Source organism: Serratia sp. GW822-FHT06E05 (genome assembly GCF_058799445.1).
In genome coordinates, this window is the sequence record NZ_JBXALM010000010.1 from 51053 (window position 1) to 69340 (window position 18288).

Annotated in this window: 13 protein-coding genes, 1 tRNA gene and 2 pseudogenes; 7 read left to right on the forward strand and 9 right to left on the reverse strand. The window is 56.0% G+C overall.

Going from position 1 to position 18288, the window contains the following annotated elements; genetic code table 11:
• Positions 1-38 precede the first annotated feature (38 nt).
• Both AC1RKC_RS19995 and AC1RKC_RS20000 read right to left on the reverse strand, forming a co-directional pair.
• Positions 39-6020, reverse strand: a complete 5982-nt coding sequence (locus AC1RKC_RS19995; protein ID WP_493092767.1) for an alpha-2-macroglobulin family protein — start codon at positions 6018-6020, stop codon at positions 39-41.
• A 152-nt stretch (positions 6021-6172) separates the two neighbouring features.
• Positions 6173-6499, reverse strand: a complete 327-nt coding sequence (locus AC1RKC_RS20000) for a YqcC family protein (RefSeq protein ID WP_170868555.1) — start codon at positions 6497-6499, stop codon at positions 6173-6175.
• A gap of 178 nt (positions 6500-6677) precedes the next feature.
• Here AC1RKC_RS20000 and AC1RKC_RS20005 point away from each other — a divergent pair.
• Positions 6678-6824: pseudogene (locus tag AC1RKC_RS20005) on the forward strand (MFS transporter); the annotation flags it as partial.
• Positions 6825-7495: 671 nt separating this feature from the next.
• On the opposite strand, the gene syd reads toward AC1RKC_RS20005, so the two are convergent.
• Positions 7496-8047: a SecY-interacting protein gene (syd, locus tag AC1RKC_RS20010; protein ID WP_493092765.1), complete on the reverse strand. Its 552-nt coding sequence runs from the start codon at positions 8045-8047 to the stop codon at positions 7496-7498.
• Positions 8048-8176: 129 nt separating this feature from the next.
• On the opposite strand from syd, the pseudogene queF reads away from it, so the two are divergent.
• The 3 genes and pseudogenes from queF to xni form a co-directional block, all read left to right on the forward strand.
• Positions 8177-8272, forward strand: a pseudogene (gene queF, locus AC1RKC_RS20015) (NADPH-dependent 7-cyano-7-deazaguanine reductase QueF); the annotation flags it as partial.
• Positions 8273-8462: 190 nt separating this feature from the next.
• Complete coding sequence (ppnN, locus tag AC1RKC_RS20020) at positions 8463-9827, forward strand: nucleotide 5'-monophosphate nucleosidase PpnN (protein WP_004952240.1); 1365 nt, start codon at positions 8463-8465, stop codon at positions 9825-9827.
• 171 nt (positions 9828-9998) lie between these two features.
• A complete protein-coding gene (gene xni, locus AC1RKC_RS20025; protein ID WP_046372767.1) occupies positions 9999-10754 on the forward strand; it encodes a flap endonuclease Xni in 756 nt (251 codons plus the stop codon).
• A 30-nt stretch (positions 10755-10784) separates the two neighbouring features.
• On the opposite strand, the gene rlmM is transcribed toward xni, so the two are convergent.
• The 4 genes from rlmM to AC1RKC_RS20045 all read right to left on the reverse strand — a co-directional run bounded on the left by rlmM (position 10785) and on the right by AC1RKC_RS20045 (position 13854).
• Complete coding sequence (gene rlmM, locus AC1RKC_RS20030; protein ID WP_020828379.1) at positions 10785-11888, reverse strand: 23S rRNA (cytidine(2498)-2'-O)-methyltransferase RlmM; 1104 nt, start codon at positions 11886-11888, stop codon at positions 10785-10787.
• Entirely contained in the window at positions 11881-12276 is a 396-nt protein-coding gene (locus AC1RKC_RS20035) for a DUF423 domain-containing protein (protein ID WP_020828380.1), read from the reverse strand. Before AC1RKC_RS20035 ends, rlmM begins: the two co-directional genes overlap by 8 nt.
• Positions 12277-12328: 52 nt before the next feature.
• Positions 12329-13246, reverse strand: a complete 918-nt coding sequence (locus AC1RKC_RS20040; RefSeq protein WP_020828381.1) for a transcriptional regulator GcvA — start codon at positions 13244-13246, stop codon at positions 12329-12331.
• 383 nt (positions 13247-13629) lie between these two features.
• On the reverse strand, positions 13630-13854 hold the full coding sequence (locus AC1RKC_RS20045; RefSeq protein WP_004952250.1) for a YgdI/YgdR family lipoprotein: 225 nt from the start codon (positions 13852-13854) through the stop codon (positions 13630-13632).
• Between the two features lie 195 nt (positions 13855-14049).
• On the opposite strand from AC1RKC_RS20045, the gene csdA reads away from it, so the two are divergent.
• Positions 14050-15255, forward strand: coding sequence for a cysteine desulfurase CsdA (csdA, locus tag AC1RKC_RS20050; RefSeq protein WP_261440402.1), 1206 nt, complete (start codon positions 14050-14052; stop codon positions 15253-15255).
• 23 nt (positions 15256-15278) lie between these two features.
• Positions 15279-15713, forward strand: coding sequence for a cysteine desulfurase sulfur acceptor subunit CsdE (csdE, locus tag AC1RKC_RS20055; RefSeq protein WP_048759189.1), 435 nt, complete (start codon positions 15279-15281; stop codon positions 15711-15713).
• On the opposite strand, the gene tcdA is transcribed toward csdE, so the two are convergent.
• The gene (gene tcdA / locus AC1RKC_RS20060; protein ID WP_020828384.1) at positions 15704-16510 is read right to left on the reverse strand and encodes a tRNA cyclic N6-threonylcarbamoyladenosine(37) synthase TcdA; all 807 of its coding nucleotides are present in this window, start codon (positions 16508-16510) and stop codon (positions 15704-15706) included. The two genes, csdE and tcdA, sit on opposite strands and share 10 nt — an antisense overlap.
• A gap of 302 nt (positions 16511-16812) precedes the next feature.
• Complete coding sequence (gene mltA, locus AC1RKC_RS20065; RefSeq protein ID WP_493092764.1) at positions 16813-17955, reverse strand: murein transglycosylase A; 1143 nt, start codon at positions 17953-17955, stop codon at positions 16813-16815.
• 213 nt (positions 17956-18168) lie between these two features.
• Between mltA and AC1RKC_RS20070 the strand changes: the two genes are divergently transcribed.
• Positions 18169-18245 (forward strand) — tRNA-Met (locus AC1RKC_RS20070).
• Positions 18246-18288: the final 43 nt, after the last annotated feature.

Below are 18288 nucleotides of genomic sequence, written 5' to 3' on the forward strand. Positions count from 1 at the left end.
TGGCGTCGGGCGGATATCCGCCCGACGCCAGTCACGGCTTATTTATTTTCCGCCGGCACCACCACCAGTTTACCGCTGCCGACCGACATGGCCTGTACTTCACGGTCATACATGGCTTCGCCATAGGCCGGTGGGATAATAAAGCTGCCGGTATTCGTCGCTTTGATCTGGTAAACGAACTCCTGTACGTCGGTGCTGGCACTGCCGTAAATGATCACCCGATCTTCACGAATGTCGCTGTAATCCGGCGCCCAGCTGGATCCTGAAGCCGCCAGCGGTGACTGCCAACCGCTGCTTGGCGCTTCCGCTTCGCTGTCCTCGTCAGCGGCAGGTTCCGGCGGCGTTTGCTGCACCACTTCGAACCCGCCCGGCAATAGATCGACGATCGCCAGATTGCTCAGCCCCTCTTTAGCATTAGCACGGATTTTCAGATGTACATTGACCTTCTGGCCCAGCGTTACCTGCGTGACCGGCTTACCCTGCTCATCGGTGTAATCGCGGGTGATTTCCAACCCGCGTGCCAGCGCTTTTTGTGGCGCTGCAAGGTCATAACCTGCCTGAGTCACCGAGTACCAGGCCGGCGCATCACCGCTGTTGGTAAAGCGGACAGCGGCGGCATCAGCGGTAAACTGCCCTTTGGCAAACAGCCCCTGCAGCTCGGCTATACGCTGTGGTGCTGCATTGCCGCCTTTACCAATCTGCGCAATGTCCAGCGAACCCGCGTTGGCTGACTGCGCCACCTGGGCCGAATAGCTCTCCAGCGCCAATATGCTCATCGCGGAAGAGTAGGTGGTGTAGCGCTCTTCTTTCAGCGCCTTCACCATGTTCTCCAACACCTGCGGCGGAATCGATGCCACCTTTTCCGGGAAATGGCGGGTAATCAAATACAGCCGCGTCGCATCCTGCACCAGCGGATCAAAGTAATTCTGCGTCCACCAGGCGTTGTCATAGGCTTTGCTCAACTGCTGCCAGCTTGGCTGCAATAGTGCGACGGCCTCGTCATCCATCTTCAGCAATTGATAAGACGATGCCAGATACAGCGCGCTCAGATCGGTTTTCCAACTGTCCGGATAGCGTTTTTGCAGCGTATCCTGCACCATTGCCAGCGCATTGGTGGTCACCTCGCCTTGCCGCGTCAGCAGATAGATAGCCCAGCTGCGCAAACGCAGCCGATACAGGTCATCAAAGCCGCTGGCCGCCAATTCACGCAGTGCGCCGTTGGCCTCCTCAAGCATCCCCTCCGGCAGCGCATACCCGGCTTGTTTCGCTTCCAGCAGATACTGGACCACATACGGCGTAACGAAAGGATCGGCATCCGGCGATGACCGCCAGGCGCCAATGGCCCCGCTGTCATTCTGACGAGAACGCAACACGCCGAGCAGGTTGCGTAGCTGTTTGCTAACCTCGGACTGGCTCAGGCCCCCCGCCATTTCCGGATGACGGCTCTGCAGGATCAGCGGAATAGAGCGGCTGACGATCTGCTCGGAACAGTAGTAAGGGTAGTCTGCCAGGTATTGAGCCAGCCCGTTGGTCAGCACCAGCGGTGAATGGGAAACCGCCGCCTGACGCTGCGCATAGGCGTCAAACATCTGACGCAGGCCTTCGACGTTTTGGCTGCCGCCGCTCATCCGCCCCATTACCGTTTGGGTTCGATACGGCATAGCCGGCCGCACCGAGGTGCTGACCGTGCGGCGGCTGCTCTTGTCGCCATAGCTGGCGTCAAACACCAAAGGCGCATCCCCCAGCGCAGATTTGGCACGCAGGCGGAAGTTAACCACACCCTCGCGTTTTTCCGCCAGTGACAGGCCTTGCACGGCGTTGCCCACTACATCCAACTGAGGAGGCAGCGTCAAGTGCACGCTTACCGCCACCGGTTGACCGTTCAATCCTTCGAGGTTGTTACTGACGCCCACGCTGACGTCAAACTCATCGCCCGGTGCCACCATCGCCGGTACGTTTGGCGTCATGATGAAGTTGTCCCGCACCGTCGCGGCGGTTTGCGCCTTGCCGATCTTGTCCGGCGTGACCGAGATAGCCATGACCCGGATCTTACCGTTGAAGTAATCCGGGACCGGATAGACGAACGCCTTCTCGCCGTTCACCTCGGTGATACCTGACCAGTAAGCGACCGGCTTATCACGCTTGCGTTTGAACGGGTTCAGGTTGAGATCCAAACCTTCCCCCGCATCGCCGCCCGGAGCCGCCGTCAACGCCATCAGCTTACTGAACTCCGGCAGGATCAGATCGAGAATTTGCGAACTGGTGACGCTCAGTTCACGCTTGCTGAAGAAGAACTCCAGCGGATCTTTTAAGCGGTAGCGAGCGACCTGCAGGATCCCTTCATCGACGGCGAACAGCGCCACCTGCTGCGGGCCATCGGTTTTCACCGTCATGGTCAGATCTTCGCCTGGCTTAATCACCGTTGGCGCTGTCACTTCCAGCCCATTCTGCCGTGCGCGGGTGCTGATTTTGAATGGCATAACGCCGTAACTGAGCGGGCTCATAAAGATTTCGCTGGAGTTGACGTCGCGCACAAATTGCACGTTGATATAGCCGTTACCCTCCATGCCAGCTGGCAGGCGGATTTTTTGTACCGAACTAGTGGTATCGCTATGGAACCACTGCCAGGCGTAAACGTGATCTTTCTCGATGGTGATCAGACCGCTGCCGGTGTAAGGCGCGTTGATCGACACCTCTATTTCTTCGCCAGGTTGATATTCCGCCTGGTTCAGCTTCAATTTCAGTTCCGCATTGCGATCCAGCGAACGACTAAGGTTGGCATTCCCGGCCACGCTGTAGGCTACGCGATTGAGCACCTTGCCCTGCGCATCTTCAATCACCAACACAAAATCGCCCGGCTTGTCGGTCGCAAGCTGCAGGTCATTACCCTGTTCACTCAGCGCCAACGGCTGCTCCGACAGCGACACTTCCTTCAACTTGGATTGATATTTGTAAACGCCGGAGTCCTGCTTGGTCAGCACGGAAATATATTTCTGCTCGATCAGCACCAGCTTCAGATCCGCAAGGGCAATCTGTTTGAGCGACGGATCTACGGCAATCACATTTAGATGACGCGCTGCATCGCGGTTAATATAGCCAAGATCCCCATCCGCCTTCACGCCGACAAGATAATCATAAGGCGATACCAGGGTTCTGGCGGTAGCCGCCACCGAACGCCCGCCGCCTGCGGCAAAGGCTTCCGACAACAGTTGCAACTGATAAGTGGCGTCGGCATAGCCTTTGAGATCCAGCGGGATGTTAGCCGCGCCCTGCTCGTCGGTGGTGCGGTCTTCCAACTCGGTTTCGAAGCCGTCGCTGTTCTGCCGGTTTTCGTAGAAGGCGTAGTCCGGGAAGCGGTCAAAGCTCGGATACATGGGGCGCAGCGTCAACCTGGAAGTGACGCGACGGTCTTGCGCCGGCGTGCCAAACAGGTTCTGCACGTCAATATTGGCTTTCAATTCAGAAGGTTTCACCCAACCCTGTTGCCGGTTTGGCGTCAGCTCCAGCTTCACCTTCAGTTGATCCGGCTCAAACTCTTTAACATTGACGGAGGTATGACCAAGCAGCGTTGAGGTGTCGTGGTTTTTCCCCACCAGATACAGATAGACGTTCCACTCGCCGGTGGGTGAATTCTCATCGGTGGTGTAGCTCAGCTCGTTGAACCCGCTGGCGCCCAACGTCAGCGGCACCGTGGTCATCAGCTTATCGCGCGGATCGCGGATTTCAGCACGTACCGGTACGCCGGCCAGCCCCACGCCCCAATCGGCGGCACGGGTGATCAGGCCAACATTAAAGGTATCTCCCGGCCGGTAAACGCCCCGATCGGAGAACAGATAGCTACTGAGCGCACGCGGATCGGTCGGGGTCTGTTCGCCGGCAATGTCGAAGCGCGAGAAATCCAACCCGCGATCGTTATAGCTGCCGGTCGGCAAGAAGGAAACATCGCCCTCCTTTTCCACCAGGAACATCACCGGCTGGCGTTCATTGGTGTAAACATCAAGCGCCGGGAAGCGTACGTGGCCGTTGGTATCGGTGATTTGACTGAGCAAGGTTACGCCGTTTTTCGCGATCACCGACACTTTCGCGCTGCCGACCGGTGCGCCACTGTGAATCGATTGGACAAATACATCGCGCGTTTTGTCCTGGGAGCTTTTGGCGACGATGCCCAGATCGGTCACTACCACAAAACGTGAATCGCCGACCTCAGCTTGATCGTCGCTTTCTTCCTCAGACTCATCCGCTCCAGCCTCTTCCTCCACCGGTTTCCTGTTTGGCTGCCATTCGGACAGCGTCAGCAAAAACACACCGCGGTGAGAATCAGGATTGGTGGACAAGTAGCGGGAAAGATCGATGCCCTGATAATTCACCACGCCCGGCTGGTCATTATTGAGCGCGGTCTGGTATTTAAAATGCTCGGTAAAATATTCGTCATCAAGCCGGTTAAACTCGGCGGAAGAGTATTCCCGGCTTTTGAAAGAAACGATGTGCTGCAGTTGGCTTGGGATCACCCGTTTGATATCCAGGCGCAGGCCCGCCACGTTGCGCGCGGCAACGCTGATCTGCTTATCGCCGTTGACCGACAGGAGCGACCCTTGCGACATGAACTGCAGGGATTTCGGGAACTCCGGCACCTCAATCACCCGGTAGGCCTTTTTCGGCATTTTGTAACCGCCGTTGGAGACCAGCTGATTGTCGATCTCAAGCAGCATGAAGCGATGTGCCGGGGCATCGAATTTGAAGCTGAACTGCGGCTGGTAGCTCTCTTCAGCTTCGTTGAGCGTGAGATTCAGCGGCGTTGACTGCGCCAGCACATTCTTGGCGACGCTGTCAGTATCCCACTGATAAAAATCATTCGGGTCTTTAGCGGCTTCAGCATCGCTGGGATCGTGCTGTGGCAGCAACCAGGCCTTGGTCGCGCGCACCAGCTCTTTATCCTTGACGGCGTCGCTGAAAGCGACGATCAGGGCCCGCTGCCCCTTGGCACCCTCGGCGTCAACCACCTGGGCGCTGGCATCGCTCAGCGCCAGGCTGTACAGCGTCGGCACCGTGACCCGGTTGCTTTTCACCTCGTCGATGGCGTTGGCGGGCACCGTCGCTTTGATGCCCTTGCCGACGGTCAGGTGCACCACACCGCCCTGATCCAGCGCCTGCAGCGGCTCTGAGTGGATCCAGGCGTTGAGTTTTTTCTCGTCGTAGACCAGCGAGAAGTTAAGCTTTTTCTCCGACTTGGCGTTGCCTTCCTTCAATCCCAGCGAGACCTGTTTTTCAAAGCTGGTGACGTCCAACGGCGCATTGAACTTCAGATTAAAGATAGCGCTGCGCTTCTTCGGATCCTGCGGGTCCTGGTAATACTCGGCCTGCCCCAGTTGGTAATTAAAAGCGGGCACGTTAAAGGTGTAACGGGTATTGGCGAGCTTGATCTGCGGCGCCAGCAACGTGGCAGGATCGAGATTAACCTGGTAATGCGTGCCCATCGGCAGCGGTTTTTTCGGCGTAAAGACCAGGGTTGAGGCGTCGTTCCAGATCCACTGGCCCTCGGCCTGCGGCTTAAGCGTCACGCCTTTGGTCACCGCTTTACCAACGTCGGTCAAAGGCGCCGCCGAGTGACTGAACGTCAGGCTTAGCTTCTGCGGTGTCGGCTTCTGAACCGCGTAGTTTATCGCTTCAGGGCCAGCGGCCTGCACGTCGGTTTGCTGGTACACCATGGGTGCCGGCTCGATCGGTTGCGGTCGGTTCAGCCACCAGTGCCAGCCGTAGACAGCGCCACCGGCGATACACAACAAAACCAGCAACGCCAGACTGATGGCTTTCGGGTATTTGCTTACGCCGCTTTCCAGCCGCAAAAACGCCCGTTTCACACCGCCGGACAGCGCAGTCCACCAGGCAGGCGCACTCCAGGCAAGATTACCGATCAGCGGCCTGAATAACCGGCCCAGTAACGCCAGGCTCAGTGCCAGCAGGCGAAATGCGCCCTTGATTAACGTAAAAGGCAGACGAAGGATAAACTTTAATAAATCCATTATTGCAGCACCTTATAATCCTTTGCAGATCCCCGGATAAACGGCCAAGGTTTATCGGGTTCGAAAGACGCCGCCAAATGCTTTGTCCTGGCGTCTGCGCTAATACACCCATCTGCCGCCTGGCGAAAATCAGCGGCCACGTCGGAATATAATTACGACTCTTTATTCAGCATGTTATCCAATTTCTGCAGCACAACCAGCAGCGGCATGCAGTTGGGGTCATTATCTTTCAGCGCCTCTTCAAAATAAGGCGTGATGGCGAAACGCGTCGGCAACGGCGCATCCGCGTCCAGCAGCGCGTACATACGCGGCAGAAACACCCATTGCAGCCAGGCTTCGGCCGACATGCTGTCTACGCAGAAAGGTTCAGTGCTGGCGAAGGCCTCAGGCTCAGGCGGCGCGGCCTGCCAAAGAGCCAGATCGCGCATTGACTGCTCAATCGCCTGCAAACTGTGGCGAACCTGATTATTTATACTCATCTGCATTCCCGATCTATTTTCATGATGAAGATTCAGCCATGTGGCTGAAAAGCGGCAAAGCATAGCATTTTTATAGTCCAAATTCGGCTGACTTGACTAGCACGGCCGTTTTTATCTGGTGGCGTCCAGCGCCCCACGGCACAATAGGCCCACCGACTAAACCAAACAGATTAGACACATGCCTGCGATCACAAAGACAAAAAACCACGCCACGCCCGGCAAAGCCATGCTGGCTTCGGTCACCGGCTACGCCATGGACGGCTTTGACCTGCTGATCCTCGGCTTTATGCTGCTGGCCATCAGTATCGAAATGGGATTGAGTTCTTAAACAGGATTGATAGCGATACGCTGGGGACGATTGGTTAACAACTGAGATGAATTTGAGACGGATTAAGTTTGAACAGGGTTAAACATGATGGATGCTTAAACAGGAAGTCGTAAAGGTTGAGGGCACTGCGCTAACAGTGCCCTCGGTTCGTTTTATAGCTATCCCGCTACACAGTGTGCTCCCTGCTCAATCCTTGAAAACTTTTCCTGCGGTCATCCTGACCAAACCTTCCTGGCGTTGTCCCGTAGCATCGTCCTGATGCGGTTCCTTAGTCTTCATGACCCGCCAACCATCCTTTGCTGGCTCTCAATCTCCATCCTGGAGGTGTCCCTGGTTTCAGTCCTGAAACATCCTGGCATCTCCTGACGCCGTCCTTCGCTCTTCACTGAGCGCATCCACGTCTTCATCCTGAAGCTGCATCATCCTGATGCTTTCCAGCTCCACCGTATCCCTTCCGGTGAACATAAGATCGCTTAATTATCCCGGGTTCACAAGGGCTTACTGGCAGGCGTGCTACAAATTAATGCTAAGAGTTATCCTAAAGAAAAACTAACCAATTGATCTGGATAACAATAAAATGCTTCTAACCGGCAGTGAGCCAAAAATTAAAAGCGATCTCTCACAACGCTTGTGAGAGATCTCGCACACGCAACGCGGTCAAATTAGCATCAATCTTCTATCCGCGGGCGCAATGCATCGAGGAAATTGCCCAGCGACGTGGCCAGCAGGGTGCGCTTATCGCTGCCAAATTGCTCCAGCACCACATTCCCACTGACGTTGCACAAAGAGACCAGGGTCATTTCTGATTCGGTGGTTGCCAGGAACAGCGTCGGGGGCAGTTTCAAACGTTTTTGCGTTACCAGATGACCGATCAGGTTTTCCTGCAGGCGGATAAAATCGTCTTCGCTCCACACCTGCAGCAAGGTCAAATGATGTTCGCCGAACTGCGCACCCATATCGCCAGCATACTGCTGGGTATAAAACAGATTGATGTCCGGCTGCAGACGAAGCTCAAGCGCAGTCTCTACCTTTTCCAGCGTTGCGGCCGGGGTGAATGGTTGCGGCAACCACAGCGCCTGGTCATCACGGTTTTCGACCAGGCAGGGCGACGGCACGCCGTACAGCTCCTGACTTGCCGGCGCATGACCGCGCTCCTGCTGCCAAAGCTCAACATAACGCTGGGTAAATTCACGCAGGGCGTGCGGTACATCGTGGTCCATATTTTTTCTCGCATACGGTAAACTGGCGACCATTGTACCTATCTCTCACCAAGGTGACAGCAGATGTCCTCCAACCAAGCCCCCTCCCTGTCGGAACTGACGCTGGGCAAAGCCTGACAATCTACGCACTACGCACGTTGCCCCCGTCGCGGCGGACAGGACATCAATCCCTGGCGCAGCAAAACGGACTTTGTCCCGTCTCGAGGTCGTCCGACACGCCAATAGTGCGAAACATTGCTCAACAACTGAGCTAACGAGTGGTTTGTGTTGGTAAAAATCGGGGGACGGCGGTAAGGTTAAATCAGGTGCGCCGGGCATTCCGGTCGGGTTTTGCCGCCGTGCCCTGACAATAACGAGATGCTGTTCTGCTGCGTATGGATTACTACTGCCCCGTTCCGGGTGCAAAGGAGTTACCTTGATTACACACATCAGCCCGCTTGGCTCTATGGATTTGCTGTCGCAGCTGGAAGTAGACATGCTGAAGCGTACCGCCAGCAGTGATCTATACCGTTTGTTCCGCAACTGTTCGCTGGCCGTTTTGAACTCCGGCAGCCAGACCGACAACAGCAAACAGCTGCTGTCACGCTACGAAACCTTTGATATCAACGTGCTGCGCCGTGAGCGCGGTGTGAAACTCGAACTGGTTAACCCACCGGAAGACGCCTTTGTCGACGGTCGAATTATCCGCTCGCTGCAGGCCAACCTGTTCGCCGTGCTGCGCGATATTCTGTTCGTTCACGGGCAGATCGACAGCGCCGGCCGTTTCCAGCATCTGAATCTGGAAAACTCGGCCCACATTACCAACCTGGTGTTCTCTATCCTGCGTAACGCCCGTGCGTTGCACCTCGATGAGGATCCTAACCTGGTGGTGTGCTGGGGCGGCCATTCGATCAATGAAAATGAATACCTTTATGCCCGCAAGGTCGGCAGCCAACTGGGCCTGCGCGAGCTGAATATCTGTACCGGCTGCGGACCGGGTGCCATGGAAGCGCCGATGAAAGGCGCCGCCGTGGGCCACGCCCAGCAGCGCTACCGCAACAGCCGTTTTATCGGCATGACCGAACCTTCAATCATTGCCGCAGAACCGCCAAACCCGCTGGTCAATGAGCTGGTTATCATGCCGGACATCGAAAAACGCCTGGAGGCCTTCGTCCGTATTGCCCACGGCATCATCATCTTCCCGGGCGGCGTTGGCACGGCGGAAGAACTGCTGTATCTGCTGGGTATTCTGATGAACCCGGAAAACAGCGAACAGGTCTTGCCGCTGATCCTCACCGGGCCAAAAGAGAGCGCCGACTATTTCCGCGTGTTGGACGAGTTCATCATGAACACGCTGGGGGACGAAGCGCGCCGCCATTACACCATCATCATCGACGATCCGGCCGAAGTGGCGCGGCAGATGAAAAAAGCCATGCCGCTGGTGAAAGAAAACCGCCGCAATACCGGCGATGCCTACAGCTTCAACTGGTCTATTCGCATCGCGCCGGATCTGCAATTGCCGTTTGAGCCGAGCCATGAAAATATGGCGAATCTCAACCTGTATCCGGACCAGCCGGCCGAACAGTTGGCCGCTGCGCTACGCCGCGCGTTTTCCGGCATCGTCGCCGGCAACGTGAAGGAAAATGGCATTCATGCCATCGAGCAGTTCGGCCCGTACAAGCTGCACGGAGAACCGCAGATGATGAAACAGATGGACAGCCTGTTGCAGGGCTTCGTTGCTCAACACCGTATGAAGCTGCCGGGCAGCGCCTATGTGCCCTGCTACGAAATAGTCGCTTAATGAACTCTCCGGGGCGGCCTAATAACCGCCCTTCTTTTTACCTGACTTTTCCGCCTTTACTCTATATGGATTTCAAGTTGCAGCCAGGCGGTAAGCGTGTTCATCCCCGGAGCTTACTTGGGGGGGAGTACGTGAAGTCAGCAACGTTGCAGCTTGAAAGACGACGAGTTAATGCCTATACACCTACTGATTGTCGACGCCCTCAACCTCATCCGCCGCATTCACGCCGTGCAGGGGTCTCCCTGTGTCAACGCCTGCCAGCACGCCGTGCAACAGTTGATCCAGCACAGCCGCCCAACGCACGCGGTGGCGGTATTCGACGAGGACGATCGCAGCGAAAGCTGGCGTCATCAGATCCTGCCCGACTATAAGGCCGGACGTTCGCCGATGCCGGAGAATCTGCAGCAGGAAATGCCGCAGCTTCGCCAGGCGTTCGAGGCTCTCGGCGTTGCCTGTTGGCACTCACCAGGCAATGAAGCGGACGATCTGGCGGCAACGCTGACGGCCAAAGTCGCCGGCGGCGGCCATCAGGTCACTATTGTGTCCACCGACAAAGGTTACTGTCAGTTGTTGGCACCCAGCGTGCAAATCCGCGATTACTTTCAAAAGCGCTGGCTGGATATGCCGTTTGTGCAGCAGGAGTTTGGGGTATCGCCACAGCAGTTGGCGGACTACTGGGGATTGGCGGGGATCAGTAGCAGCAAGATCCCTGGCGTAGCCGGCATCGGACCGAAAACGGCGGTGTTGCTGTTGCAGCAGGCAGGTTCGCTGGACGGGCTCTACCAGGCCCTGGAGCAGGTGCCGGAGAAATGGCGCGGTAAACTTCAACAACACCGCGACATGGCTTATATCAGTAAAAAGGTCGCCACCTTGCGCACCGACCTGACGTTAACCGGTAACCTGCAGCAACTGCGGTTACCGGCATAAACCAGGGCGCTGCAGAAAGCGCCCTCTCAATTAATCACGCTCGTCGCGACGACCAGCCACGGCAGACCACATACGGCGGACGTGCACGGTAACTTCTTCACGATCGTGGTACAGCTGCTTGGCATGGATTTGCGAGCTGATGCCCGCCGCATCCAGCGCTTCCCTGATCGACTGCAGGTTCTGCGAAACCTCTTCGTAGCGTTTTTTCATCGGCAACTTCAGGTTGAAGATCGCCTCGCGACACCAGCCTTTCACCAGCCATTGGATCATCAAGCTGGTCACCTTCGCAGGTTTTTCCACCATGTCACACACCAGCCAGTAAATCTTGCTGCTGGAAGGTTCATATCTGAACCCGTCGGCGCGGTGATGGGTTACCTGTCCGGTATCCATCAGGCTTGGCGCCATCGGGCCATTGTCCACCGCGTGCACCATCATGCTGCGTTGCACCAGTTGGTAGGTCCAACCGCCCGGACAGGCCCCCAGATCGACCGCATGCATGCCGCTGGCCAAACGCTCGTCCCACTCATCGGCGGGGATAAACACGTGGAATGCCTCTTCCAGCTTCAGCGTAGAACGGCTTGGCGCGTCGGAAGGGAATTTAAGGCGCGGAATGCCCATATAGAACGGTGAGTTGTTGTTGCTGAAGGAGTAACCGACATAACAGCAACCCGGCGCGATAAAGAACACGTGCACCACCGGACGGGTTGCATTCTCACGGGCCATCAACACTTTCTGCTCACGCATCGCGGCGCGCAACGGCACCGTCAGTTTGCGGCAGAACTTCATCAGCTCTTTGCTTTCGTTGGTGTCCGGCACTTCTACTCGCAGCTCACCACCGCGATCCACCACGCCAATCAGCATGCCGACAATCGGTGATACGCGATCTTCCGGCGGCAAATCACGCAGCAGCTCGCCCACCACCAGCATCTGGCGGGCAAAAATCAGCTCGCGGAACGGAATTTCTCGCGCCAGGCGATCGGCATCGTCCGGCTGATAGCACTCAAAAAGCACGTAGCCGCTGTTGTCCTTCACTCTGGCGAAGCCAAACACTTCCAGCTCGGCAGCCTTGGCGGTAATTTCCGCCGCACACTCTTTTTCAAAACCCTGGCGGCAATACAACGCAATCTTATTCATGGCGCTCGGCCTTTTTCCTCAGACGCAAAGCGCCAATCAACATCAATACCCAACCGGCCAGGAAACACACGCCGCCAATCGGCGTGATATAGACCCAGACCTTCAGGTGCGACAGCGCCAGACAGTACAGGCTGCCGCTGAACAGTACGGTACCGAGCGCCAATAACGCCCCGCTCCAGTAAAACCACAGGCTGACACGGCGTTGCATCGCCACTGCCAGTGCCAGGATCGTCAGGGTATGAAAGCCCTGATATTCCAGCCCGGTACGGATCCAGGCCATCTCGTTAGCGCCCAGCGTGCCACTTAATACATGTGCGCCAAACGCGCCCAGAGCAACAAATACAAAACCGCTGATAGCAGCAAAAATCAGCATTGAACGACTGCTCATCGTTATTTACCTTTATTGAAGAAAACCGGCGGCGAAAAAACGGCGACCGGCCTTATTGTTCGTAGCGAAAGCGGAACTTTTCTTGCTCGCTGGCTGCCCGCGCCAGGATCCACTGACGAAAGGCGGCTATTTTACCCAGTTCTGCCTGGCTGTCATGACATACCAGATAAAAAGCATTTTTACTGACCAGAACGTCGTTGAACGGGCATACCAATCGCCCGGCTTCGATCTCGGTCTGCGCCATCACGTTATTCACCAGGGCAATTCCCTGCCCATGCACCGCAGCCTGAACCACCATGGCACTGTGGCTGAAAATCGGCCCCTGTTGCACATTAATGTGCTGCAACCCCAATTGGCGCGTGTAGGCCAGCCAATCGCGGCGTGAAGTATCATGCAGTAGCGTGTGATAAGCCAGATCGCTCGTCACTTTTAACGCATGTTCCCCGGTAAGCAAGCTAGGGGAGCACACCGGCAGCAGATATTCCGCGTATAAACGCTCGGCACGCAACCCGGTCCAATTGCCACGGCCATAGAAAATCGCCACGTCGACATCGTCGGCAAGCTTATCTTCTTCACGATCCACCGCCTGGATACGCACATCAATTCCCGGATAAGCTGAGTTAAAGCCAGACAAACGCGGCACCAACCATTGAATGGCAAAACTCGGAGGCAAACTGACGGTTAATGCCCCCTTCGCGCTGCGCGCTTGCAGCTTGCGAGTCGCTTCGTTGATCGAGGAGAAGATCTCCTTGATATCCAGATAATAACTTTGCCCTTCTTCCGTCAGCAACAGCGAGCGGTTGCGGCGCCGAAACAGCTTCAGGCCGAGGAAGTCCTCCAGCGACTTGATCTGGTGGCTCACCGCGGCCTGGGTGACAAACAGTTCTTCAGCCGCTTTGGTAAAACTCAGATGACGGGCAGCCGCGTCAAATACCCGCAGTGCATTAAGAGGTGGTAAGCGTTTAGACATTTATTAGCTACTTTTGTGTAACAATATTCCGAGTGATTCGGCATAAAAAATCAGGCGGCGTGGTGTGCGGTGCAAAAGGCACAGAACAACAAAGCGCTACCATTAGTTTTTTTAATCCGAGCCATTATAAATTGTCCGTTGAGCATGCGCCAGCAAATACCTATAGTGGCGGCACTTCCCGGGCCGGAACGAAAAGGGAGTGGGTGTCGAGGACGCCGATGAACTTTTGGCTTGTGGTTGTGATGTTGTGTTTGCAAATTGTCTGGCAATCCAGACGTGGTAGCTAAGCTACTGTTTTTTCACTTCCTGTACATTTACCCTGTCTGTCCATAGTGATTTTATGCAGCACCGCAAGCTTTGCGGTGCTTTTTTTTGCCTGACGTTTACTGGTTGCTTTCAACCATTTCTTTCACGTCGGAGCGGTTGATCTGCTGCTCAACACCGTTGGCATCTTTATAGCTGATCATCCCGGTGTCATTGTCCACTTTTGGCTTGCCGTCAGCGACAATAGTGCGCCCATCATTGGTGTGCATCACGTAATTGCTGGAGCATGCTGCCAGGGTGAACGTAAGCATCAGAGCAGAGATAACTGCGGCTGTCTTCTTCATTGTGGACTCCTTGTAGTTTTAAATGCTGTAAAAAACCCTTTCTATTATTCAACGCCATTATTTAGCGCGTACTTATTAGCATAACAAACTTTCCCAAGATTGCCAGGCGATAAGTCCTAATGGTCGTGATAGCTTGTCTCCAGCCGTAAAATAAGACAGGATCAGTGATTGACTCCAGCCAGTGATAATCAGGGTATGACACCTTTTAATCCCATCGACTTCCGTAATCAGTTTCCTGCGTTGCAGCAGGCGGGCATTTATCTCGACAGCGCCGCCACCGCATTAAAACCTCTGGCGGTCATCGCCGCTACGCAGCAGTTTTATCGTGACGATGCGGCAACGGTGCATCGTAGCCAGCATAGGGCCGCACAGGACCTGACCGCCCGTTTCGAGCAGGCGCGCCAACAGGTCGCTACTCTGATCAACGCCCCTTCAGCCGATGATATTATCTGGACCCGCGGCACCACCGAAGCCATCAACCTAATAGCGCAGAGCTATGCTCGCCCACTGCTGCAACCGGGTGACGAAATTCTGGTGAGCGAGGCCGAGCATCACGCCAATCTGATCCCCTGGTTGATGGTGGCAGAGCAAACCGGAGCTCGGGTGGTAAAACTGCCCCTTGGTGCAGATCGCCTGCCGGACCTGACATTGTTGCCTGGCCTGCTCAACGCCAAAACCCGTCTGCTGGCACTGGGGCAAATGTCCAACGTCACCGGCGGCTGCCCGGATCTGGCGTATGCCATCACTTTGGCCCACCGCGCCGGCGCACGCGTGATGATCGACGGCGCGCAAGGCATAGTGCACTGCCCTGCCGATGTTCAGCGGCTTGATATTGATTTCTACGCTTTCTCCGGCCACAAACTCTACGGCCCAACCGGCATAGGGGCGCTGTACGGCAAGAGCGAGTTATTGGCGCAAATGGCACCGTGGCAGGGCGGCGGCAAGATGCTGACCCAGGCATCGTTCGAGGGGTTCACGCCGCAAAAACCTCCTCACTGCTTTGAAGCTGGAACGCCCAATATCGCCGGCGTGTTGGGGTTAGCCGCCGCACTGGAATGGCTTTCCAACCAGGATATGTTGGCTGCCGAACGCTACAGCCGTTGCCTGGCCGATAACGCCGAACAAAGGTTGGGGGGATTATCGGGCTTTCGCAGCTTCCGTTGCTCAGGCTCCAGCCTGCTGGCATTCGATATTGCCGGCATCCACCACAGCGACATCGTCACCCTGCTGGCAGAACAAGGTATCGCCGTGCGTGCCGGCCAGCACTGCGCCCAACCGCTGATGGCGGCGCTCGGCGTCAGTGGGACGCTGCGCGCCTCCTTTGCACCTTATAACACCCAGGAAGATGTCGATGCTTTGGTCGCAGCCCTGATCAACGCCATCGATCTACTGGCCGACTAGACTGAATGAACACCGGAGACGCTATGCTTGCCCCCCATCCCTTTGGCCGTGAAATCACCGCCGGGGCGCTAATCGAAAAATTTACCGCGCTGAAACAGTGGGAAGATCGCTATCGCCAACTGATTATGTTGGCAAAACAGCTGCCCCCGTTGCCGGAAGCATTACGTGCAGCGGAAATGGAATTGAGCGGCTGTGAAAACCGGGTCTGGCTGGGGCATCAGTTGCAGGCGGACGGGACGCTGCATTTTTATGGCGACAGCGAAGGTCGCATCGTACGAGGCCTGTTGGCGGTGCTGCTGACGGCGGTGGAAGGAAAAACGCCGCAACAAATCGCGGCGATGGACCCCTTGGGGTTGTTTGATCGGTTGGCGCTACGCGCCCAGCTCAGCGCCACCCGAGCCAGTGGACTGGAAGCGCTGGCTGCCGCAGTGAAAGCGATTGGCGCCCGCTACGCCTGACGCGCGGCTTTGGCTACCATCTTTTTCAGCGCGTGGGAAACGGCGACAAAGCCAAAGGTCGCGGTAACCATGGTTGCCGCGCCGAATCCCGCACTGCAATCCATTCGTTTTGGCCCCTCTGCGGTGCTGCGCGACGCGCAAACGCTGCCATCCGGCTGCGGATAAACCAGGGGTTCGCTGGAAAACACGCAGTCGATGCCCAGCTTGCCCTTGCTGTTCTTCACCACGTTGAAATCATTTTTCAGCCGCTCACGCAGCTTGGCCGCCAACGGATCCTGTATGGTTTTCGCCAGATCGACCACCGCAATCTGGGTCGGGTCTATCTGTCCACCGGCCCCCCCGGTGGTGACCACAGGTATTTTGTAGCGTCGACAATAAGCCAGCAGTGCCGCCTTCGGCCGCACGCTGTCAATCGCGTCAATGACGTAGCTGAAATTGTTATCGAGCAGCTCGGCAACGTTGTCCGCCGTAATGAAATCGTCAATGCAGGTCACCCGACACTCAGGGTTGATCGCCAGAATGCGCTCCGCCATTACTTCCGTTTTTGACTGCCCGACATGTTGGCGTAGCGCATGAATTTGACGGTTGGTGTTGGTGACGCAGACATCATCCATATCAATCAGGGTGATAGCGCCGATGCCGGTACGCGCCAGCGCTTCTGCCGCCCAGGAGCCCACGCCGCCGATGCCAATCACGCAAATGTGCGCCTGGGCAAACAGCGCCAACGCCTGCTGACCGTATAAACGTGCCGTGCCGCCAAAACGCTGCAGATAGGCTTCAGAATAGGCTGTGCTCATAACGCTTTTATTACCTTAACTTTGCAAATGATAAGGGCCGGAGGATCCGGCCCTTAAGATTATTGACAAAGGGGGATAAAAGCGTGGTTTTTCCCCCTTTGTGTTATCAGCCGAAAATCAATAAATTGATTTTCCTGATTATTTTCAAAATCTTTAGCGCCTGCCACCAAACATTATATGTTTGTCTGCAGTCTCGAGGGCCGGAAGATCCGGCCCTTGCGGGTCAATATCGGTATACCCGTCGCCTTTCAAGCCACAGTCATACGACCAGCCTGAAATTTATCGGGTAAAGCCTGATGCCGTTAACGGGTGACCAACAGCGAACCGCTGGAGGCGGAGCTGGTCTGGCTGGTAAACAGCGGCGCGTTTACGTTGGCGCCTTTGAGCACCCAAACGCGGCCATAGTGGTTGTAATAACCCGCCGAGTGACCGGCGTCAGCCCCGATGCCCTGGTACATATCGAAGTGCTGGCCTTTGATCGCCCCACCCACGTCCAGCGCCACCATCAGACGCATCTCATATTTTCCCGTGAATTTGCCCTTGTTGTCCAGCAGTGGTACCTCCGCCAGCAGCGTGGTGCCCGCCGGGATCAGTGAACGGTCGGAGGCCACCGAGGCTTTGGCGATCAGCGGCACCGCACTGGCACCCCGTACCGGTGCAAAGGCCTCCGGACGGAAGAAGACAAAGGAAGGGTTTTGTTCCAGCAGCTCACGCACTTCTGCCGCGCTGTGGGTATCCGCCCACTGACGAATCGCCTGCATCGACATATCTGCCTTCGCCACTTCACCGCGATCGATCAGCACCTTGCCAATGCTGCGATAAGCATGGCCGTTCTTGCCACCGTAGCCGAAGAACACCAACGGTTGGCCGTTGCCGTAATCCACATAGCCACTGCCCTGGACTTCCATCATAAAGTTGTCCATCAGGGAGTTGGTGTACGCCACGATATAACGGTCATCCAACGCGCCTGAGTAAATGCCCGCGCGATCGGGCAGGCGGCCTTTTCCTTTTGGCGGCATGCGGTACAGCGGATAACGGAACTCACCCTGCTGGGTATAGCGCGCCTGCACTACCGGCGTGTAGTAACCGGTAAACTGAACGTTGCCGTAGTTGTCTACGCCTTCCATCTGGTAAGCGCTGAGGCCGTACTGGTTCAGATTGCGCGTATCGGCGCCGGAGGCCATCCAGTTCTGTACTGCCTGATAGGTAGTGTTGTTGCGATTAAAAAGTGAAGGAGAGGCGTATTTAATCTCCATCAGTTGATCTGAATAATCCTTGGCATTTACCGGAACCCCTTTCGCGTTGGGTTGATTCACCAACTCCAGCGACTGATCCAGGCGTCCATCCTTATATTGCTGTCCCCGATCGGTCGGCTTTGACGAACAGCCTGCCAGTATCGCTACCATTAACCCGCCCAGCAGGTATTTGCCCCAACGTCCTTTCATCGCGCACACTCTCAACTGATATGATCTACCGGCGAACGATAACAAACGCCCATAGATAAAGGAATCGCCCCCTATAAAAAAAGCCCTCGGCCGGATAATGATGAAAAAGAACGCAAGTTGCGGACTTATTCGACAGAAAGGCTGTTTTAGTTCAATAAAATGCAAAAAGGGTTGCAACAAAACGCACGGAGAGTATAGTGCGCTTCCATCGGACGCGGGGTGGAGCAGCCTGGTAGCTCGTCGGGCTCATAACCCGAAGGTCGTCGGTTCAAATCCGGCCTCCGCAACCAACCGATACTGCAAGAGCAGTATCAAGTAAGTGTTGGATTCGAT